Consider the following 20,661-nt stretch of genomic DNA (forward strand, 5'->3'; position numbering starts at 1 on the left):
TGTCAGTCGAAATCAGCAGTGACTGATCCTCCTCATCGCGAGCAAGCTCATTCCTACAGTATTGAAATCAGTTCGAGAACCGTTGCAATCGATGCCATCACCCAAAAAAAAGCCAGGGCACATGCCCTGGCTTTTTGCATTGCGCTTTAACCCTCACAGGCCATCAAGAATATCCGCCATGTCGTCGGCGTGTTCTTCTTCCTGGGCCAGGATCTCTTCGAAGATCCGGCGGGTGGTCGGGTCTTTTTCGCCGATGTACTGAATGATCTCGCGATAGCTGTCGATGGCGATGCGCTCGGCGATCAGGTCTTCGGTAACCATCTCTTTGAGGGTGTTGCCGGCCACGTATTGGGCGTGGGAATTCTTCGACAGCAGGTCGGGGTTCAGTTCCGGCTCACCACCCAGTTGCACGATGCGCTCGGCGAGCATATCGGCGTGTTCAGCCTCTTGCTGGGCGTGTTCAAGGAATTCGGCGGCGGCAACCTGGGCTTTCACGCCTTTGGCCATGTAGTAATGGCGTTTGTAGCGCAGGACACATACCCATTCGGTGGCCAGCGATTCATTGAGCAGGCGCAGAATGGTCTCGCGGTCGGCGTCATAGCCTTCGGTCACGGCACCGTTTTCAACGTTTTGGCGCGCACGTTGACGCAGGGTCTGCACATCGGTTAATTGCTGCACATCGCTCATTATTCATCTCCAGGGGCTAATCCGGTGTTGCCGTCTCGCTCTTGATACGTCGAACCTGTACGGCGTGGCAGACGTCTGGCGAGATCGGGTCTTAAGGTGTGAGTGGTGGGCGTGGTGAAAAGTTTTATTTGTTTTCGCCGGCATCGGACAGGCATGGCCTGCAGGAACGAGCGTGCTAGCGATCACGATTGGTCTGCGACAGCCGTGCCTGCCTGACACTGCGCGATCACCAGCAAGCTCACGCCTACAGCCGATGTGGGGTGGCGAGCATCACATCGCCTTTTCATTCGCCTCACGCTGTTCGCAGGTCATGAAGCCTTTGTTATCCACGCGATCATTGGCGTTAAAGGTCACGTAATACGCTTGCTGATGACCTTCCTTGTTGAGGATGTAGTTATTGCAGGTGCCAGGATGAACCTTGCGATGCACCCGTGTGGACGGCTCGCCGCCAATGGTCAGGACTTGCTGTTCGGTCATCCCGTCGTCCACTTGCTTGACCAGCGGCTCATTGCGATAGGTGGCGTAGTCCACGGGGTTTTGCAGGGTTGTCGATGTACAGCCAGCCAGCGCGGCCATTGCAAACACTGCTGCCAGAGATTGCTTGTACATAACCGGTCACTCCACAAGAAGGCCGTCATTGGCCCGTTGCAGTTATGAGCATCCGCTTATCCAAAGAGTTCGATTCAAAGATGGCGATGGGGCATTACATGGTTTTGTCACCATCACTGACGGCTTTGCAGCTAGTGTCTGTAGGCAACGGCTCGAAGAGGACAGACGCTCATGACGCAAGAACAGGCCACGCGTTATCCGATCGTGCTGGTACCGGGATTGTTGGGGTTCGTGAAACTGCTGGTCTATCCTTACTGGTTCGGTATTGTCCCGGCGCTGCGTCGTGGTGGGGCGACGGTGATTCCGGTAATGGTGTCGGCGGTCAACTCATCCGAGATACGCGGCGAGCAACTGCTGGTCCGTGTGCAGGAAATCCTCAAGCAAACCGGTGCCGCCAAGGTCAACCTGATCGGCCACAGCCAGGGCGCCTTGACCATCCGCTATGTCGCCGGCGTGCGGCCGGATCTGGTGGCGTCGGTGACTTCCGTGGCCGGGCCAAACCATGGCTCTGAGCTTGCCGACTATCTTGAGCAACACTTCCCGGCGCATACCGCCCGAGGACGTTTGCTGAACGCCGGCATTCGTCTGACCACCCTGATCATGGGTTTTCTGGACACCGGCTACCGCGGCACTCGGTTGCCCACCGATGTCGACGCTGCGCACCACTCGCTGACCACCAGCGGGGTCGCCCGATTCAATCGACTGTTTCCCCAGGGCCTGCCGATAACCTGGGGCGGGCAGGGCGAGGAACTGGTCAACGGCGTGCGTTATTACTCTTGGTCCGGGACCCTTCAACCGGGGCGCACCGATCGCGGAAAGAACCGCTTTGATACCACTAATCTCAGCTGTCGAATATTCGCTCGCACGTTCACGAAAGAGCGAGGTCAATCTGATGGCATGGTCGGGCGATTCAGTTCGCATCTGGGCACGGTCATCGGTGACGACTTCCCGCTCGACCATTTCGACATCGTCAACCAGCACCTCGGTCTGGTCGGCAAGGGAGCCAATCCCGTGGGGTTGTTTCTCGAACACGCCGCGCGCCTCAAAGCCGCCGGTCTTTGACTTTATGAGCCGTAGTTCGTGATCAGTCGACCTGTCCGGGTCGCTAAGGAAGTAGTGCGATGAGCGATAAAGAGCTGTATGAAATCGAGTACACGCTGGCTGGCGAGCATCATGTCGATGTCATCGAGAACCTGAACGTGCCGATCATCGAGGTGGTTCACGAGCTGGCGCAAAAACACCACGTGGCGCTCGATGATGACCCGCTGGATGCCGGCAATCCGCACATCGATCTGCCCCACGTGGCGGGCATCACCGACGTGTCGATTCACAGCGCCGAGGATGCCGGCAAGGCTTGAGTCTTCACCGCCTTACTTGATCGCCGATGGGCGCAGCGGGGTCTTCCAGCGTTCAGCCAGGATGACACCGCTCAGGGTCAGCGCGCCGCCGACGAAGTGATAGGCCGCCAGTTGCTCGCCCAGCGCCAGCGCTGCAACCAGTGCCGTGAGTATCGGCACCAGGTTGAAGAACAGCGTGGTGCGGCTGGGGCCGAGGATGCCGATCGCTTTCATCCACAACAGCGGTGCAATCATCGACGTCGGGATGCACGCATAGAGCACCAACGGAATGTTATTGGTGTTCAGACCGGTTTTCGGCGACAGCAGAAACAACGGAAACAAGGCAATGATCGCCACCAGAATCTGCAGATAAAGCAACTGCAGCGGCGGCATGCGCAGCTGCCATTTTTTCAGCAGCGTGCTGTAGGTCGCGTAGGCCAGTGTCGCGACCAGCATCATCAGGTCGCCAAGGTTGACGCCATGGGCGATCAATACCGTCCAGCTGCCTTGCGAAACCACCAGCAGCACACCTGCGAAAGACACCAGCGCACCCACCAGCGCGCCAGCTGTCAGCGCCGTGCCCAGACTCGCAATCGACATGCCCAGGGTCATGACCGGTACCAGCGAAAGAATGATCCCCATGTTGGTCGCCGTGGTGATATTCGCCGCGTAGTACGCCAGGCTCTGATAGATCGCCATGCCCAACACGCCCAGCACCACGACTTTGCCGATGATCGGTTTGATCGCCGCGCGATTGCGCAGCACCGGACCGAGCAGGAACGGGGTGAACAAAAGCCCCGCCAGCAGCCAGCGGTAAAAGCCGATTTCTGCCGGAAAAATGCGACCCGCCGCCGCCTTGGTGATGACGTTGTTACCTGCCCAGATCATGACCGTGAGCAGGGGATAGAGGTATTGCATGAAGGAACCCGGCATAGAGTGAGGCGCCATTATCGGCTTGTCAGACCGCACGTCTACCTCGGTCCGGTATTTCCTGGAAATATGCAGCAACATTCTTTGGCTACACTGCATCCAAAGCTGCGCGGTTGCGCGGCGGTCCTGGAGAAAACCGATGAAAATGCTGCGTGTTCCTCTGCTGGTCATGGGCTTGTTGATGTGCGCTCAAGGTTTTGCTGCCACTGCGCAACAGAACAAAATGACCACCTGCAATGCCGACGCTTCGGCCAAGTCGCTCAAGGGCGATGAGCGCAAGACCTTCATGAGCACCTGCCTCAAGGCCGCACCCGCACCGGCTGCGACCCAGCAGGACAAGATGAAGACCTGCAATGCCACCGCCAGCACTCAGGCGCTCAAAGGGGATGCGCGCAAGACTTTCATGAGCGACTGCTTGAAGAAGAAGTAATCTCTTGTCACTCGACACAACCCTGTAGCAGCACGGTTTGCCAGCGGTAGCGACCTTGAGTGCGTCACCGCCAGCAAGTCGTGCTGCTACAGGTGTAGGCGGCAGGGCGAGAGGGCGCATTGGCTATGGAACGGTCGCCAGGTATTGAGACCTGCGCCAGAAGCGACTAACGACACTTTTAGTCGCTGGTTCTCGACTCAGAACGCTGGCAGACTGCCGGTCTTTTCAAGCCGCTCGTTTTGAGGCTGTATGCCAACGTTTTCGCCGCGTCATGTGTATCTGGCCAGCTGCATCCTTGTGTTCGGTGGCCTGCTCCTGGTTCTGCCGCTCAACCTGCTGCCCAGCCTTCTGGCCGGTTTGCTGGTCTATGAGCTGGTCGACATGCTTACCCCGCAGCTGCAGCGGCTGATTGCCGGCGAACGCGCGCGCTGGCTGGCGGTGGCGTTGCTGGGCACATTAGTGGTCAGTGTGTTGGCGCTGCTGTTTGCCGGGGCGATCAGTTTCCTTTTGCATGAGGCGGAAAACCCAGGCGCGTCGCTGGATAAATTCATGATCCTGGTGGACCGTGCCCGCGGGCAGTTGCCGCCGTTCATTGACGGCTACCTGCCGGCCAGCGCCACCGAGTTTCAGGTGTCCCTCAGCGCCTGGCTGGCCAAGCACGTCGGTGAGCTGCAACTGCTGGGCAAGGGTGCTGCGCACATGTTCGTGACCTTGCTGATCGGCATGGTGCTGGGGGCAATCATCGCCTTGCAGCGCATTCCAGATGTCACCAAACGCAAGCCATTGGCCGCCGCGCTGTTCGAGCGTCTGCATCTGTTGAGCCAGGCCTTTCGCAACATCGTCTTCGCCCAGATCAAGATTTCCTTGCTCAACACCGCCTTCACCTCGATCTTCCTGGCGGTGATCCTGCCGCTGTGTGGCGTGCACCTGCCGTTGACCAAGACCCTGATCGTCCTGACTTTCCTGCTCGGCCTGCTGCCGGTGGTGGGTAACCTGATGTCCAACACGCTGATCTTCATCGTCGGCATGTCGATGTCGATCTGGGTGGCCATGGCTGCGCTGGGTTATCTGATCGTGATCCACAAGGTCGAGTACTTCCTCAACGCGCGCATCGTCGGCGGGCAGATCAGCGCCAAATCGTGGGAGTTGCTGCTGGCGATGTTGATCTGCGAAGCCGCGTTCGGCCTGCCGGGAGTGGTGGCCGGGCCGATCTATTACGCGTATCTGAAAAGCGAATTGCGCAGGGCAGAGCTGGTTTGATGGCCGACTCTTGACCCTGTAGGCGCCGACGATCTGGCGCGAAGCGGCAGCGGACGCTATGGAAGGGTATGCACCTGACCCGCCGAGCCGCCTGATTGACTGCCGGTGCCCGGCAGCTCGCGGGGGCAAGCCCGCTCCTACAAGGCTGCGGCCAGATGCCTCTGAGTGCGTTGATCAATCAGCCGTAGCGCTTCTTCGCCTCGATCGCCAGGCCGCTGCCGATACTGCCGAAAATGTTGCCTTCGACATGCCGAGCGTTGGGCAGCATGGCCGCGACGCTGTTGCGCAGCGCCGGAATGCCGCTCGAACCGCCGGTGAAGAACACCGTGTCGACATCCGTCACGCCTACCCCGGCCTCGTTCAGCAGGTTGCTGACGCTGCCGCGCACGCGCTCGAGCAGTGCGTTGATGGAGGACTCGAACAGCGCGCGGGTGAGGTCCACGCTAAGGCCTGACTCAACCCGATCCATCGGCACCACGCGGTTATCCGCGTCGGTCAGCTGGATCTTGGTTTCTTCTACTTCCATCGCCAGCCAGTGCCCGGCGCGCTGTTCGATCAGCTTGAACAGGCGGTCGATGCCCTGCGTGTCTTCGATGTCGTAGCGCATGCTGCCCAGCGCCAGTTGCGACTTCTGCGAATACACCGAGTTGATGGTGTGCCAGGTCGCCAGGTTCATGTGCATGCTGGTCGGCATGTAGGCACCGCTCTTCATCCGGCTGCCATAGCCGAACAGCGGCATCACGCCTTGCAGACTCAGCTGCTTGTCGAAATCGGTCCCGCCGATGTGCACACCACCGGTGGCCAGGATGTCGCTTTGACGGTCATCGACCAGACGACGCTGGGGCGACAGGCGCACCAGGGAGAAGTCCGAGGTACCACCGCCAATGTCGACGATCAGTACCAGCTCTTCACGTTCCAGCGTCGACTCGTAGTCAAAGGCGGCGGCGATGGGCTCGAACTGGAACGAAACATCCTTGAAGCCGATGTTGCGCGCAACCTCGGCCAGGGTGTTTTCGGCGTCCTGGTCGGCTGCTGCGTCGTCATCGACGAAGTGCACCGGGCGGCCCAGCACCACTTGCTCGAACGAGTGACCGGCAGCGGCTTCGGCGCGTTTTTTCAGCTCACCGATGAACAGCCCCAGCAGGTCCTTGAATGGCATCGCCGTACCCAGCACGCTAGTGTCATGCTTGATCAGCTTGGAGCCCAGCAGGCTCTTGAGCGAGCGCATCAGGCGGCCTTCATAGCCTTCCAGGTATTCGTGCAGGGCCAGGCGGCCGTAGACCGGGCGGCGTTCTTCGATATTGAAGAAAACCACTGAAGGCAGGGTGATCTTGCCGTCCTCCAGCGCGATCAGCGTTTCCGCTCCGGGGCGCAGCCAGCCGACCGTAGAGTTGGAGGTGCCGAAGTCGATGCCAATGGCACGGGCTGGGGATGGAGTGCTCATGTTCTTCACGTACCAGTCAAAAAACGGCCGCGCAGTGTATGCGAGTAGACGGCGGATGCGTAGCGCGAAACGTCGGTTTATTCACGGATCTGCGTCTATTTCACGCCGGCCGCTTGAACTCGGGCCCGACACCCCCAATCTCCAAGGCAACTCTTAATGTGTACGGCCGGTCTGGACAGTGTTTCAAGCTCGTGATGCCGTGTGCCGATAACCTTGCAACATTCTGCGCAGCCGACGTTCTCATGAGATAACGCGAGACGGGGCTGTGCTGGAAAATCCTGAATGGGTGACCGTTAGATGGACTTCAAAGACTATTACAAGATCCTTGGCGTGGAGCCGACGGCGGACGAGAAGACGATCAAGACCGCCTATCGCAAGCTCGCGCGCAAGTATCATCCCGACGTCAGCAAAGAAGTGGGCGCCGAGGACAAGTTCAAAGAGGCGTCAGAGGCCTACGAAGCGCTAAGCGATCCAGAAAAGCGCGCCGAGTACGACGACATCCGCAAATACGGCCAGCAGGGCCGGTTCCAGCCGCCTCCGGGCTGGCAAGGGCGCGGTGGCGCGGACCCAGGCTTTGGAAATGGGGGCGCCGGCGCCGGTTTCGAGAACGGGGATTTCTCCGACTTCTTCAGCTCCATTTTCGGTAATCGTGGTGGTCAACAGGGCGGTCGCCCGCGCAGCAGCGGCCGTCGAGGGCAGGATGTGGAAATGGAACTGGCGATTTTCCTTGAGGAAACCCTCTCTACCGAGTCCAAGAAAATCAGCTTCAAGGTGCCGCAACACAGCGCCAACGGTCAGCGCATGGCCGACATCACCAAGAACCTGAACGTCAAGATCCCGGCCGGCGTGACCGACGGCGAACGCATTCGCCTCAAGGGCCAGGGCGCGCCGGGCGTCGCCGGCGGCGAGAATGGTGACTTGTACCTGACCATTCGTCTGGCGCCGCACCCCAATTTTGACGTCGAAGGTCATGACCTGATCATCACCGTGCCGCTGGCGCCGTGGGAAGCGGCCCTGGGCACCAAGGTGGCCATGCCGACCCTGACCGGCAAGATCAACCTGACCATTCGTCCGGATAGCCAGAGCGGACAGCGACTACGGGTTAAAGGTAATGGTCTGTTGAACAAGCAGGGCGAACGCGGTGACCTGTTCGCTCAGCTGAAGATCGTCATGCCCAAGTCCACCGATGACGCCACCAAGGCGCTGTGGGAAGAACTGGCCAGCAAGGCTGCGTTCGACCCGAGGGCTCAATGGAGTAACTGATCATGCGCAATACCCTGGTCGTAGACATGCAGGAATTCTGTCAGGTGGTCGATATGCCGGTCGCCTATGTCATAGAAATCGTCGAGCACGGTATTGTCGAAGCTCGGGGGCAAAAGCCGGACGATTGGGTATTCGACACCGGTTCGCTGTCGGTGGCCAAGCGGGCGGCCAAGTTGCATCACGATCTTGAGATGGAGTGGGGAGGCGTCGCCCTGGCGCTGAATCTGCTGGATGAGCTGGAGCAGGTGCGGGCCGAGAACCGCATGCTCAAGCAGCGGCTGGGACGCTTCGTCGAGGAGTGAGCGGCGCACGCCGGAGGCTGTGACGCTCGCCCCCACGGCCTTGGGCCAGAAGCAAATGCCAGAATTCGATCCCTGCCTGCGGCCAGAAGCAAAGACAGAGGGTGCTTTTAGTATCAGCCTCTCTTGGGCAATACCACGGTGAACGTGGTCCCATCGCCGAAGTTCGAGGTCACGGTAATACTGCCGCCGTGAGCATTGACCACCTCCTTGACGATGAATAACCCCAATCCCAGGCTGGTCGACGGGTTGTGCGTGCCGGCCTGTTCGTTGAGCGTGCGCACCAGCGGGTCGAAGATGCTGCCAATCGCCTCTTGGGCAATGGGTTCGCCGTCGTTATGCACCGACAGACTGACATGGTTGTCGCCACCCACCAGCGTCACGCTGATCTTGTGCGTCGAAGCACCGTGCTGCAGGGCATTGCCAATCAGGTTTTGCAGCATCTGATCGATGCGCGCGCGGTCCCAGTCGCCCTGGGTGTCGCCGCTGGTGGTGAAATCCGGATCACAGTCCGGGTGACCGGCGCAGGCTTCATCGATGGCTTCGCGGCACGCAACGGTCATTTCCATGGGCTTGCGCTCGACCGGCAATGTCACACCGAGCCGCGTACGCACGAACTCCAGCAAGTCGCTGACCATGGTTGCCATGTGCCGACTGCTGCTCTTGATGCGCTTGATATAGGCCATCTCGGTGTCGCCCAGCCCGGCTTTGCGCATCAGCACTTCGGACGACATGCTGATGGCCTGCAATGGCGCGCGCAGGTCGTGACCCAGAATGGCCAGGAAGATGTCCCGAGAGCGTGTTTCGCGTTCGGCGTAGGCGGCTGTTGACTCGGCCAGCGCTTCGTCGATGGCCTCGTTGAAGCGGATCATGTCGGTAAAGTAAGCGATATCCGGCGATCTGAGGCTCTCGACCCAAAAGCGGATCACCGTGGCGCGCAGGTGGCGGAATTCAGACGTCATCTGCACCAGGTCAAAGCCGACGGTGTGCCGCAACTCGCCATGACTGGCGGCTGCCTGATCAAGGGTCGGCGTCTTGCCGAGCTCCTCGCCCTGGGCCTTGGCGATCTGCTCGGCCTTGGTCTGAGCGGTGTTCATGTCCCGCGAGGCGGCCAGAAGAATGGCTTTGGCGTGATCGCGCAAATCCACACTGCTCATCGAGTCGGCCGCAGGCGTCAGCGTTGCGGCGAACTTCTCCCATTCATCGACGATGCGATCCACGTGCTGCACGATGAAGTCGGAAAGACGCATGGCGGTACTACCTTGCTGGCATGGCACTGGAGGAGATGGCGCATCTTAGCGCCATGTGAAGCAAGGAAGAACAGCGGATTCATTGTACAGCCGGGCGGTGCCCTTCACGACTTGCCTTGAACCTGTAGGAGCCGGCTTGCTGGCGAATGCGCCGAGTCAGTGACGATGATGTCGACTGACACGACGTTTTCGCCAGCAAGCCGGCTCCCACAAGGGCTTGCCAAGGTGCAGGCCGCGATGATCCTTAAAACAGAAAATAGCGCTGGGCCATCGGTAGCACATCGGCCGGTTCGCACCACAACAGCACGCCATCGGCCTTGACCTGGTAGGTCTGTGGGTCGACGTCGATGTGGGGCAGGTAGTCGTTGTGGATCAGATCGGCCTTGGTCACGTTGCGGCAACCCTTGACCACGGCGATCTGTTTCTTCAGCCCCAGTTGCTCCGGCACCCCGGCATCCATCGCCGCCTGGCTGATGAACGTCAGGCTGCTGGCATGCAAGGAGCTGCCGTAACTGGCAAACATCGGGCGGTAATGCACCGGCTGCGGGGTCGGGATCGATGCGTTGGCGTCGCCCATCAGGCTGGCCGCGATGGAACCGCCCTTGAGGATCAGCGTCGGCTTGACGCCGAAGAACGCCGGGCGCCACAGCACCAGATCGGCCCACTTGCCGACTTCGATCGAACCCACCTCGTGGCTGATGCCGTGGGTGATCGCCGGGTTGATGGTGTATTTGGCAATGTAGCGTTTGGCGCGGAAGTTATCGTTGCCTTCGCCGTCACCGGGCAGCGGGCCGCGTTGGCGCTTCATTTTGTCGGCGGTCTGCCAGGTGCGCATGATCACCTCGCCCACGCGGCCCATGGCCTGGCTGTCGGAGCTGAGCATGGAGAACGCGCCGAGGTCGTGCAGGATGTCTTCGGCGGCGATGGTTTCGCGGCGGATACGGCTCTCGGCGAACGCCACGTCCTCGGCGATGCTCGGGTCCAGGTGATGGCAGACCATCAACATGTCCAGGTGCTCGTCGATGGTATTGCGGGTGAACGGCCGGGTCGGGTTGGTCGAGCTGGGCAGCACATTGGCGAAACCGCAGGCCTTGATGATGTCAGGTGCGTGACCGCCACCGGCGCCTTCGGTGTGATAGGTGTGAATGGTGCGGTTCTTGAACGCCGCCAGGGTGGTTTCGACGAAGCCGGACTCGTTCAGGGTGTCGGTGTGGATGGCGACCTGAACGTCGTACTGGTCGGCAACGCTCAGGCAGTTGTCGATGGCCGCGGGTGTGGTGCCCCAGTCTTCGTGCAGCTTGAGCCCGATGGCGCCGGCCTTGACCTGTTCTATCAGCGGCTCGGGCAGGCTGACGTTGCCCTTGCCGGTGAAGCCGATGTTCATCGGAAACGCTTCGGCGGCCTGCAGCATGCGCATCATGTGCCATTTGCCGGGCGTGACGGTGGTCGCGTTGGTGCCGGTGGCCGGGCCGGTACCGCCGCCGATCATGGTGGTGACGCCGCTCATCAGGGCTTCTTCGATCTGCTGCGGGCAGATGAAGTGGATGTGCGTGTCGACGCCGCCTGCGGTAAGGATCATGCCTTCACCGGCAATGATTTCGGTGGCGGCACCGATGGCGATGGTGACGCCTGGCTGGATATCCGGGTTGCCGGCCTTGCCGATGGCGGCGATGCGGCCGTCCTTGAGGCCGACGTCGGCCTTGACGATGCCCCAGTGATCGATGATCAGCGCGTTGGTGATCAGGGTGTCGACCACTTCTGCAGCAGGCAACTGACCCTGGCCCATGCCGTCGCGAATGACCTTGCCGCCGCCGAATTTCACTTCCTCGCCGTAAGTGGTGAAGTCTTTTTCGACCTCCACCCACAACTCGGTGTCCGCCAGGCGCACACGGTCGCCGACGGTAGGGCCGAACATGTCGGCGTAGGCTTGTCTGGAAATTTTCATGTACATGCCTTGAGGTTCAATGATCGTTTCCACGCTCTGCGTGGTAACGCATCTCGTGACGCGCTGCGTCACAACAACGGACGCCGAGCGTCCAGTCAGGCGTTCCCACGCACAGCGTGGGAACGATCAGGTATGACTTCTGGCGACGCAGATCAGAGATCGCCCATCACCCGCCCGGCAAAGCCGAACACCCGCCGCAACCCTGCCAGATCCACCAGCTCAACCTCGCGCCCCTGCCCCGGCTCGAAGCGTACGGCGGTGCCGGCCGGGATGTTCAGGCGCATGCCGCGGCTGGCGGCGCGGTCGAAGGTCAGGGCGTCGTTGGTTTCGAAAAAATGGAAATGCGAGCCCACCTGAATCGGCCGGTCGCCGCTGTTGGCGACGCTGAGGGTGATTGTCCGGCGACCGGCGTTAATCTCGATATCACCGGGCTGGATCTGATATTCACCAGGAATCATGCGCTCTTCCTCGACAGTAACTTGTAGTAGATGGCGGTAGCGTGATACTCGCCGTCCGGGTTGCAGGCGTAATCCGGGATCTTGCCGGACAGCTTGTAACCCTGCGATTGGTAGAAGTCTTCGGCGACGGAGCCGTCCAGGGTGTCCAAATGCAGCATGCCGCGCTTGAGTTGTTGAGCCGCCTGCTCCACGGCCTGCATCAGTTGGGTGGCCAGGCCGCGCCGACGTGCGCCATGCGAGACCAACAGCTTCTGCACCTCTGCGCGGTTCAGCCCATTGGGCTTCTGGCACAGGGCCAACTGCACAGTGGCCAGCACCTGCTCCTCCTGCACCACCACCCACAACAGCACATCGCCCTGCTCGACTTGCGCCTTGACGCCGTCGCACCAGGCCAGGGCCTGCTCGGTGGTGAGGTCAGCCATAAAGCCGACGGATGCCCCGCGATGAACCGCATCCATCAACAGTTGCGCCAGGCCATGGCGATAGTGGGCGAAGCTCTCGGTGGTGACGCGGCGTATCTGTGCAGCGTTCATGAGCAGGCATCCTTTCAGAAAGAAAATCAGGCCACGGTTGTTGAGACGGGCGCTTGCGAGGCAGGTGCCGAAGCGCCCGGCGACAGGTCCAGTTGCATGAAGGTCAGGTCCAGCCAGCGCCCGAACTTGGTACCCACCTGGGGCATTTGTCCAGTGCTGATGAAGCCCTGACGGGCGTGCAGGGCGATCGAAGCGGCATTGCCGCTTTCGATGGCCGCAACCATCATGTGCTTGTCGCAGGCTCGGGCGCGTTCGATCAGGGCTTTCATCAGCAGTGGCCCCAGACCCTTGCCACGCTGATCGGCGCGGACGTAGACCGAGTGCTCGACGGTGTGACGAAAGCCTTCGAAAGGGCGCCAGTCGCCGAACGAGGAATAGCCCAGCACCTGATTGGCCTCATCCACCGCCAGCAGAATCGGATAGGCCTGGGTCTGCCGGGCGGCAAACCAGGCTTCGCGGTTCGCCAGGTCCACCGGTTGTTCATTCCAGATCGCCGTGGTGTGGAGCACGGCGTCGTTGTAGATGTCGAGCACGGCAGGCATGTCAGTCAGCAGTGCGTCACGAATCGTATGGGTCATGTTCGTTTTCACTTGTTCAAAAGGTGTCTCAAGCAATCGGCTGGTGCACGGTGACTAGCTTGGTGCCATCCGGGAAGGTGGCCTCCACCTGGATTTCCGGGATCATTTCCGGGATGCCTTCCATCACTTGTTCACGGCTGAGCAGGGTGGTGCCGTAGTGCATCAGCTCGGCAACCGTCTGCCCATCCCGCGCGCCTTCGAGCAGGGCGGCGGAGATGAAGGCCATGGCTTCGGGGTAATTGAGCTTCAAGCCCCGTGCCAGCCGGCGCTCGGCAACCAGCCCGGCGGTGAAGATCAGCATCTTGTCTTTTTCGCGTGGCGTCAGATCCATGTTCTTTTCCGTTTCAAATAACTGAATAGGGTGAAACTGCTGTGTCCCTGGTAGGAGTGAGCTTGCTCGCGATGTCTGTCAGACGCTGATGTAGTGCCTGACACACGGCAATCGCGAGCAAGCTCACTCCTACAGGTCATGCGCTGCGCCTCTGTAGGAGCGAGCTTGCTCGCGAATGGGCCGACGCGGCTTATCACGTACTCCAGATCCTCGGCGCCAGCGCCTCTCGGCCGAGCAGGGCAGGGCGCAGCAGCTTCCATAATTCGATCAGCCAGGCCCGGGCATGCAGGGCTTCGTCGGCCAGGCAGCGGGCGATGATCAGGCCCGGCAACTGGCTGAGGTCACCGCGTACCGGCGAATGCTCAGCCAGTTCGCGACAGCGCTCCATCAACAGGGCGTCTATTTCGCCGGTCATGATCAGCGTTGCGAACACCGGCTTGCCGTCCAGCCCGATGGGTGAGTCCAGCAAACCGTCATCCCCTGTGATGCGCTGACGTTCGTGCCACAGCAACGTGCCGTCCCGGCGGATATCCAGGTGCGCCTGGAAGTGGCCCTGATCGAAACGCTCGCCACTGGCCGGACGCCCCAGCGCCACCACGTCCCAGTAGAGCAACCGCGCATCGCCTTGAAGATCGATGCGCGTGGTCAGCTCGGCCTTGGCCTGGCTGAACACAATGGTCTCCTGCGGCAGCCATTCCAGCGTGCCGCCGGCAGCGACTTTCAAGTCTAGCTGTTGATAAGCGGGGCCTGCCGCACGGTACCACTTGGCGGCTCCCGGACTGGTCAGTTGCGCCCAGGCTCCGGGGCCGACGCTGGCGCCGATGTCCAGCCGATCACCGCCGGCAATGCCGCCGGGCGGGTGAACGATGATGTGCTGGCAGACCTGCGGGCCTTCGGCGTACAGGTGTTTCTGCACCCGCAACGGGCCTTTGTGGCGGCGCTGGGTCGGGCGTGTGGTATCGCCGAAACGCCCATAGCCCAGCTCCAGCTCGGCGTGCCAGCTGGGCGTGAACAGGGCGGGGTGGGCAGGAAGATTCATAGTGCTCGTTATCGTGTTTCGAAGGCGTCTACCTTAGCCGATCGGTGCATCAAATGGTGACCAGACCACGCACACCTTCGGCCTCCATGTTCTCACCGCGACCTTGCTGAATGATCTCGCCACGGGACATGACAATGTACTGATCGGCAAGCTCGGCGGCAAAATCGTAGAACTGCTCGACCAACAGGATTGCCATGTCGCCACGGGCGGCCAGCTTCTTGATCACCGCGCCGATTTCCTTGATCACCGAAGGCTGGATTCCCTCGGTAGGCTCATCGAGAATCAGCAGGCGAGGACGACTGGCCAGCGCGCGACCGATTGCCAGCTGTTGTTGCTGGCCGCCGGACAGGTCACCGCCACGACGCTGCTTCATTTGCAGCAGCACCGGGAACAGCTCGTAGATGAATGCCGGGACTTCCTTGGCTTCGGAGCCGGGGAATCTCGACAGGCCCATGAGCAGGTTCTCCTCCACCGTCAGCCGACCGAATATCTCCCGGCCCTGTGGCACGTAAGCGATGCCCGAGTGCACGCGCTGGTGCGGCTTGAATCCGGTGATCGGTTTGCCCTCCCACTGCACCGCACCCTCTTTGGCGGGGAGCAGGCCCATCAGTACTTTGAGCAGCGTGGTCTTGCCCACACCGTTACGGCCCAGCAGGCAAGTGACCTCGCCGACTTTCACGTCAAATGACAGCCCGCGCAGGATGTGGCTACCGCCGTAGTATTGGTGAAGCTTTTCAACTTGAAGCATGTTCGAATTCTCCCCTGTGATCGTTCCCACGCTCTGCGTGGGAATGCCGCGATGGACGCTCTGCGTCCGCTTTTTGACGCAGAGCGTCATGGGATGCATTCCCACGCAGAGCGTGGGAACGATCAGCAACCGTTTCGCTGAGTTACCGTCCCAGATAAACCTCGATCACCCGTTCATCGGCCTGCACTTCTTCAAGCGAGCCCTCGGCCAGCACGCTGCCCTGGTGCAGCACGGTGACGTGATCGGCGATGGTGCCGACGAAGCCCATGTCGTGCTCGACCACCATCAGCGAGTGCTTGCCGGCCAGGGTCTTGAACAGTTCGGCGGTGAACTCGGTTTCGGCATCGGTCATGCCCGCCACCGGCTCGTCGAGCAGCAGCAGTTGCGGGTCCTGGACCAGCAGCATGCCGATCTCCAGAAACTGCTTCTGACCGTGGGACAGCAGTCCTGCCGGGCGATCCCTTGAGGCTGTCAGGCGGATGGTTTCCAGCACTGCATCGATGCTGTCGCGCTGCTCGCCACTGAGTCTGGCGCGCAGGCTGGCCCACACCGACTTGTCGGTCTTCTGCGCCAGTTCGAGGTTTTCGAACACGCTTAGCGCCTCGAACACCGTGGGTTTCTGGAACTTGCGACCGATGCCGGCCTGAGCGATCTGCACTTCGCTCATCTTGGTCAGGTCCAGCGTTTCGCCGAACCAGGCGCTGCCGTGACTCGGCCGCGTCTTGCCGGTGATCACGTCCATCAGCGTGGTCTTGCCCGCTCCGTTGGGGCCGATGATGCAGCGCAATTCGCCCACGCCGATGTACAGGTTCAGATCGTTGAGGGCCTTGAAGCCGTCAAAGCTGACGCTGATGTTTTCCAGGGTCAGGATCGTGCCGTGCAGCGTATTGAGGCCCTTGCCAGCGACTTGACCCAGACCGATGGCGTCGCGGCTGGTGCCGGCGTCGCTGTTCGGATGGAGGGTAGGATCCAGCTCCGGATCGAATGCGGGAGTCGGTGTGCTTTTCATTGGTCGCCCCTTTTCTTGATCAGGCCAATCACGCCTTTGGGCAGGTACAACGTCACCACAATGAACAGCGCGCCGAGGAAGAACAGCCAGTATTCCGGGAAGGCCACGGTGAACCAGCTCTTCATGCCGTTGACCACGCCTGCGCCCAGCAATGGACCGATCAGCGTGCCGCGACCGCCCAGGGCGACCCAGACGGCGGCTTCGATGGAGTTGGTCGGCGACATTTCGCTGGGGTTGATGATCCCCACTTGCGGCACGTACAGCGCGCCTGCCAGGCCGCATATCACGGCGCTCAAGACCCAGACGAAGAGCTTGAAACCCCGTGGGTCGTAACCGCAGAACATCAGGCGGTTCTCGGCGTCGCGCACCGCCGTCAGCACCCGACCGAATTTGCTGCGCGCCAGACGCCAGCCCACGAACAGGCTGCCGACCAGCAATACGACGGTGAGCAAAAACAGCACCGCGCGCGTGCCTTGGGAGGTGATGCTGAAGCCCAGAATGCTGCGGAAGTTGGTAAAGCCGTTGTTGCCGCCAAAGCCGGTTTCGTTACGGAAGAACAGCAACATCCCGGCGAAGGTCAGGGCCTGGGTCATGATCGAGAAGTACACGCCCTTGATCCGCGAGCGGAAGGCAAAGAATCCGAATACCAGCGCCAGCAGACCCGGCGCCAGCACCACCAGGCACATGGCCCAGAGGAAGTGCTCGGTGCCGACCCAGTACCACGGCAGCTCGGTCCACGACAGGAAGGTCATGAACGCCGGCAGGCTGTCACCGGAGGCTTCACGCATCAGGTACATGCCCATGGCGTAGCCGCCCAGCGCGAAAAACAGGCCGTGGCCCAGCGACAACAGGCCTGCATAACCCCAGACCAGATCCAGCGCCAGGGCGACGATGGCGTAACACAGAATCTTGCCGACCAGCGTCAGGGTGTAGGCCGATACCTGCAGGCTGTTGCTTTCAGGCAACAACGACAGCAGCGGCAGGGCGATCAGCAGGGCAAGGACGACAACCCCCACCGCGATCGTGACTTTGGTGCCAGCGCGTTGCGCGGCGGTAAGCATCAGGGGCTGGTTCATCAGTCGATCACCCGTCCTTTGAGCGCGAAGAGGCCTTGCGGACGTTTCTGGATAAACAGAATGATCAGCGCCAGGATCAGGATCTTGCCCAGCACTGCGCCGATTTGCGGTTCGAGAATCTTGTTGGCGATGCCCAGCCCGAAGGCCGCCATCACGCTGCCCGCCAGTTGTCCGACGCCGCCGAGCACCACCACCAGGAACGAGTCGATGATGTAGCTCTGGCCCAGGTCAGGACCGACGTTGCCGATCTGGCTGAGCGCCACGCCACCGAGCCCGGCGATACCGGAACCGAGCCCGAAAGCCATCATGTCGATGCGTCCGGTGGGCACGCCGCAGCAGGCGGCCATGTTGCGGTTCTGGGTCACGGCGCGCACGTTCAGGCCCAGGCGGGTCTTGTTCAGCAGCAGCCAGGTCAGCACCACCACGAACAGCGCGAAGCCAATGATGATGATGCGGTTGTACGGCAACACCAGATTGGGCAGCACCTGGAAACCGCCGGAGAGCCATTCGGGGTTGGCCACTTCGACGTTCTGCGCGCCGAACACCACGCGGATCAGCTGGATCAGCATCAGGCTGATGCCCCAGGTCGCCAGCAGGGTTTCCAGCGGTCTGCCGTAGAGGTGGCGGATGACCGTGCGTTCCAGGGCCATGCCGATGCAGGCCGTGACGAAGAACGCCACCGGTAGCGCCACCAACGGGTAAAACTCGATGGCGCCCGGGGCGTAGCGCTGGAACATGATCTGTACGACATAAGTGGCGTAGGCACCCAGCATCAGCATCTCGCCGTGGGCCATGTTGATCACGCCCAGCAGGCCGAAGGTGATTGCCAGGCCCAGCGCCGCCAGCAGCAGGATCGAACCCAGCGAGATACCGCTGAATACCTGGCCGATCACTTCGCCGATCATCAATTTGCGTTTGACCTGAGCCAGGCTGGTCTCTGCCGCCAGGCGCACAGTGGGGTCGGTTTCGACGTTGGGTTCGAGCAAGGTCTCCAGGCGGGTGCGGGCCAGTGGATCGCCGGTTTCACCCAGCAGCCGCACTGCCGCCAGACGTACGGTCGGGCTGCTGTCGACCAGTTGCAGATTGGCCAGTGCCAGGCTCAGGGCCGAATGCACGGCGTCGTCCTTCTCGCTGGCAACCTGCTGCATAAGCAGTGGCAGTTGCGCCGGGCGTGCGCTTTTTTGCAGGGTCAGCGCCGCAGCCAGTCGCAATTTGGCGTCAGTTGCCAGCAATTGATGGCTGGCCAGTGCCGTGTCCACCAGACCGCGCAGGCGATTGTTCAGGCTGATCGCTTGCGGCTCGTCAGGGTTTGGCGCGTCGGCCAGTGCCGGGGCGCTCGGGTCGACGGCGGTGAAGGCGTCGCCGTTCTGAATGAATGCGCGGTTGCTGCTGTCGGCGGCCACGCGGCCATCCTTCAGGGCAACCAGCAGCTCAACGCGCGCAGGATCGGGCTTGGCCGCCCAGGTTTCGAGCAGCTCGGCGCGTTGCGAAGATTCTGCGGCGACAAAGTCCCCGGCATCGCTGGCATGCGCTGCGACAGGCAGCAACAGGCACAGGGTGAGAATGAGGTGGTAGAGAGATCTGGGCATATCGGTGTCCTGGAAGCACCCGCATGACCTCGCGGCCATGCAGCAGATGCTGATCGTTCCCACGCTCTGCGTGGGAATGCATCCCCTGACGCTCTGCGTCATCCGGTACGGACGCGGAGCGCCCAAGGCATGGTTCCCACGGGGGCCGTGGGAACCATCAGGGGCTGGTGTCAGTTACTCTTCACCGCATAGTCAGGCTTTTTGTCGTTGCCCGGAATGAACGGACTCCAAGGCTGAGCGCGGACTGGCTCCTTGGTTTTCCAGACGACGTTGAACTGACCATCGGCCTTGATCTCGCCGATCATCACCGGCTTGTGCAGGTGGTGGTTGGTCTTGTCCATTTCCAGGGTGAAACCGGACGGCGCAGCGAAGGTCTGGCCGGCCATGGCTTCGCGGACTTTATCCACGTCGGTGGACTTGGCTTTCTCGACCGCCTGAGCCCACATGTGGATACCCACGTAGGTGGCTTCCATCGGGTCGTTGGTCACAGCCTTGTCGGCGTTCGGCAGGTTGTGGGCCTTGGCATAGGCTTTCCAGTCGGCGACGAACTTGGTGTTGACCGGATTCTTGACCGATTCGAAGTAGTTCCAGGCCGCCAGGTTGCCCACCAGCGGCTTGGTGTCCACACCGCGCAGCTCTTCTTCACCGACCGAGAACGCCACGACCGGTACGTCGGTGGCCTTCAGGCCCTGGTTACCCAGTTCCTTGTAGAAGGGGACGTTGGAGTCGCCGTTGACGGTGGAAATCACAGCGGTCTTGCCGCCGGCCGAGAATTTCTTGATGTTGGCCACGATGGTCTGGTAATCGCTGTGGCCGAACGGGGTGTAGACCTCTTCGATATCGCTGTCCTTCACGCCTTTGGAGTGCAGGAACGAACGCAGGATCTTGTTGGTGGTGCGTGGGTAGACGTAGTCGGTGCCCAGCAGGAAGAAGCGCTTGGCCGCACCGCCGTCTTCGCTCATCAGGTACTCGACCGCAGGAATGGCCTGCTGGTTAGGCGCCGCGCCGGTGTAGAACACGTTCGGCGACATCTCTTCACCTTCGTACTGCACCGGGTAGAACAGCAAGCCGTTGAGTTCTTCGAACACCGGCAGCACCGATTTACGCGACACCGACGTCCAGCAACCGAACACCACAGCGACCTTGTCCTGAGTGATCAGTTGACGTGCTTTTTCCGCGAACAGCGGCCAGTTGGAAGCCGGGTCCACCACTACCGCCTCAAGCTTCTTGCCATTGACGCCGCCCTTGGCGTTGATTTCGTCGATGGTCATCAGCGCCATGTCTTTGAGCGACGTCTCGGAGATGGCCATGGTGCCGGACAGAGAATGCAGAATGCCGACCTTGATGGTTTCGGCGGCCTGAACGGTCCAGGTCATGCCCATTGCTGCGATCGATGCAGACAAGGTGAACGCTTTAAGCAAACTGCGACGCTTCATTGGTTAGCTCCATTCTTTGATTTTTTAGTAATGACGGCTGTTGGCGGTGCACAGGTTGAGTCTGCTAAGGCATTAGCAAAGGCTGGGCCAAGGCCGCAAACGTCGCAAAATGGAATGAAAACGTCGCCTTCAAACGGCGCTTTGCACCAATCTGGGATGGGGCAGGAGGGAGGGTGCGGCGCACGCGCTGATGTGGTGCGAAAGTTGTCTGAGCTGACAGGTTTCTTGCGAGCGCCTTTGATTCTGGCCGCAGGCCTTAAGCGTGTGGGTTGCTCGCGATCTGGCGCGAAGCGGCAGTGATATCAGGCGACAGCGTGGTGTCAGGGGACTGCGAATCTGAAGGTTTTACTGCCGCTTACCGACAGCTCGCTGGCAAGGTGAAGCGTCGCCCGGCGACTCCCAATCCACTG

The 20,661-nt window shown here is 61.0% G+C and carries 22 protein-coding genes; 6 read left to right on the forward strand and 16 right to left on the reverse strand.

Annotated features, from left to right (window positions below; all coding sequences use genetic code 11):
• Positions 1-153: 153 nt before the first annotated feature.
• Both ACI2KS_RS16600 and osmE read right to left on the reverse strand, forming a co-directional pair.
• The gene (locus tag ACI2KS_RS16600; protein WP_404622071.1) at positions 154-687 is read right to left on the reverse strand and encodes a bacterioferritin; all 534 of its coding nucleotides are present in this window, start codon (positions 685-687) and stop codon (positions 154-156) included.
• Positions 688-957: 270 nt separating this feature from the next.
• Positions 958-1,296, reverse strand: coding sequence for an osmotically-inducible lipoprotein OsmE (gene osmE / locus ACI2KS_RS16605; RefSeq protein WP_404622072.1), 339 nt, complete (start codon positions 1,294-1,296; stop codon positions 958-960).
• 171 nt (positions 1,297-1,467) lie between these two features.
• Between osmE and ACI2KS_RS16610 the strand changes: the two genes are divergently transcribed.
• Together ACI2KS_RS16610 and ACI2KS_RS16615 are read left to right on the forward strand one after the other, a co-directional pair.
• On the forward strand, positions 1,468-2,358 hold the full coding sequence (locus ACI2KS_RS16610) for an esterase/lipase family protein (RefSeq protein WP_404622073.1): 891 nt from the start codon (positions 1,468-1,470) through the stop codon (positions 2,356-2,358).
• Positions 2,359-2,417: 59 nt separating this feature from the next.
• Positions 2,418-2,654, forward strand: coding sequence for a hypothetical protein (locus tag ACI2KS_RS16615; protein WP_404622074.1), 237 nt, complete (start codon positions 2,418-2,420; stop codon positions 2,652-2,654).
• Between the two features lie 12 nt (positions 2,655-2,666).
• Here ACI2KS_RS16615 and ACI2KS_RS16620 read toward each other — a convergent pair whose 3' ends face one another.
• Positions 2,667-3,551 (reverse strand): DMT family transporter, encoded by an 885-nt coding sequence (locus ACI2KS_RS16620; protein ID WP_404622075.1) that lies wholly within the window; start codon positions 3,549-3,551, stop codon positions 2,667-2,669.
• 151 nt (positions 3,552-3,702) lie between these two features.
• On the opposite strand from ACI2KS_RS16620, the gene ACI2KS_RS16625 reads away from it, so the two are divergent.
• Together ACI2KS_RS16625 and ACI2KS_RS16630 are read left to right on the forward strand one after the other, a co-directional pair.
• Positions 3,703-3,993: a PsiF family protein gene (locus ACI2KS_RS16625; protein ID WP_404622076.1), complete on the forward strand. Its 291-nt coding sequence runs from the start codon at positions 3,703-3,705 to the stop codon at positions 3,991-3,993.
• A 249-nt stretch (positions 3,994-4,242) separates the two neighbouring features.
• Positions 4,243-5,253, forward strand: coding sequence for an AI-2E family transporter (locus ACI2KS_RS16630; protein WP_404622077.1), 1,011 nt, complete (start codon positions 4,243-4,245; stop codon positions 5,251-5,253).
• A 178-nt stretch (positions 5,254-5,431) separates the two neighbouring features.
• Here the strand turns inward: ACI2KS_RS16630 and ACI2KS_RS16635 are convergent, their stop codons facing one another.
• The gene (locus ACI2KS_RS16635; RefSeq protein WP_404622078.1) at positions 5,432-6,697 is read right to left on the reverse strand and encodes an Hsp70 family protein; all 1,266 of its coding nucleotides are present in this window, start codon (positions 6,695-6,697) and stop codon (positions 5,432-5,434) included.
• 297 nt (positions 6,698-6,994) lie between these two features.
• Here ACI2KS_RS16635 and cbpA point away from each other — a divergent pair, with 297 nt between their 5' ends.
• A complete protein-coding gene (gene cbpA / locus ACI2KS_RS16640) occupies positions 6,995-7,960 on the forward strand; it encodes a curved DNA-binding protein (RefSeq protein WP_404622079.1) in 966 nt (321 codons plus the stop codon).
• A 2-nt stretch (positions 7,961-7,962) separates the two neighbouring features.
• Complete coding sequence (locus ACI2KS_RS16645; protein ID WP_404622080.1) at positions 7,963-8,262, forward strand: chaperone modulator CbpM; 300 nt, start codon at positions 7,963-7,965, stop codon at positions 8,260-8,262.
• 113 nt (positions 8,263-8,375) lie between these two features.
• Here ACI2KS_RS16645 and ACI2KS_RS16650 read toward each other — a convergent pair whose 3' ends face one another.
• The 12 genes from ACI2KS_RS16650 to urtA all read right to left on the reverse strand — a co-directional run bounded on the left by ACI2KS_RS16650 (position 8,376) and on the right by urtA (position 20,251).
• The gene (locus ACI2KS_RS16650; protein ID WP_404622081.1) at positions 8,376-9,509 is read right to left on the reverse strand and encodes a sensor histidine kinase; all 1,134 of its coding nucleotides are present in this window, start codon (positions 9,507-9,509) and stop codon (positions 8,376-8,378) included.
• 244 nt (positions 9,510-9,753) lie between these two features.
• On the reverse strand, positions 9,754-11,454 hold the full coding sequence (gene ureC / locus ACI2KS_RS16655) for an urease subunit alpha (RefSeq protein WP_404622082.1): 1,701 nt from the start codon (positions 11,452-11,454) through the stop codon (positions 9,754-9,756).
• A 152-nt stretch (positions 11,455-11,606) separates the two neighbouring features.
• A complete protein-coding gene (locus ACI2KS_RS16660) occupies positions 11,607-11,912 on the reverse strand; it encodes an urease subunit beta (RefSeq protein WP_404622083.1) in 306 nt (101 codons plus the stop codon).
• Positions 11,909-12,445 (reverse strand): GNAT family N-acetyltransferase, encoded by a 537-nt coding sequence (locus tag ACI2KS_RS16665; protein ID WP_404622084.1) that lies wholly within the window; start codon positions 12,443-12,445, stop codon positions 11,909-11,911. Before ACI2KS_RS16665 ends, ACI2KS_RS16660 begins: the two co-directional genes overlap by 4 nt.
• Positions 12,446-12,471: 26 nt before the next feature.
• Positions 12,472-13,023, reverse strand: coding sequence for a GNAT family N-acetyltransferase (locus tag ACI2KS_RS16670; RefSeq protein ID WP_404622085.1), 552 nt, complete (start codon positions 13,021-13,023; stop codon positions 12,472-12,474).
• 28 nt (positions 13,024-13,051) lie between these two features.
• Positions 13,052-13,354, reverse strand: coding sequence for an urease subunit gamma (locus tag ACI2KS_RS16675; RefSeq protein ID WP_226505589.1), 303 nt, complete (start codon positions 13,352-13,354; stop codon positions 13,052-13,054).
• Between the two features lie 193 nt (positions 13,355-13,547).
• The gene (locus tag ACI2KS_RS16680) at positions 13,548-14,393 is read right to left on the reverse strand and encodes an urease accessory protein UreD (protein ID WP_404622086.1); all 846 of its coding nucleotides are present in this window, start codon (positions 14,391-14,393) and stop codon (positions 13,548-13,550) included.
• A gap of 49 nt (positions 14,394-14,442) precedes the next feature.
• The gene (gene urtE / locus ACI2KS_RS16685; RefSeq protein WP_404622087.1) at positions 14,443-15,141 is read right to left on the reverse strand and encodes an urea ABC transporter ATP-binding subunit UrtE; all 699 of its coding nucleotides are present in this window, start codon (positions 15,139-15,141) and stop codon (positions 14,443-14,445) included.
• Between the two features lie 142 nt (positions 15,142-15,283).
• Positions 15,284-16,150, reverse strand: a complete 867-nt coding sequence (gene urtD / locus ACI2KS_RS16690; RefSeq protein WP_404622088.1) for an urea ABC transporter ATP-binding protein UrtD — start codon at positions 16,148-16,150, stop codon at positions 15,284-15,286.
• The gene (gene urtC, locus ACI2KS_RS16695; RefSeq protein WP_404622089.1) at positions 16,147-17,226 is read right to left on the reverse strand and encodes an urea ABC transporter permease subunit UrtC; all 1,080 of its coding nucleotides are present in this window, start codon (positions 17,224-17,226) and stop codon (positions 16,147-16,149) included. Before urtC ends, urtD begins: the two co-directional genes overlap by 4 nt.
• Complete coding sequence (urtB, locus tag ACI2KS_RS16700) at positions 17,226-18,815, reverse strand: urea ABC transporter permease subunit UrtB (RefSeq protein ID WP_404622090.1); 1,590 nt, start codon at positions 18,813-18,815, stop codon at positions 17,226-17,228. The genes urtC and urtB overlap by 1 nt, the downstream gene beginning before the upstream one ends.
• 170 nt (positions 18,816-18,985) lie before the next feature.
• Complete coding sequence (gene urtA, locus ACI2KS_RS16705; protein WP_404622091.1) at positions 18,986-20,251, reverse strand: urea ABC transporter substrate-binding protein; 1,266 nt, start codon at positions 20,249-20,251, stop codon at positions 18,986-18,988.
• Positions 20,252-20,661: the final 410 nt, after the last annotated feature.

It is taken from the genome of Pseudomonas sp. NPDC087358 (assembly GCF_044900785.1).
Classification (GTDB): domain Bacteria; phylum Pseudomonadota; class Gammaproteobacteria; order Pseudomonadales; family Pseudomonadaceae; genus Aquipseudomonas.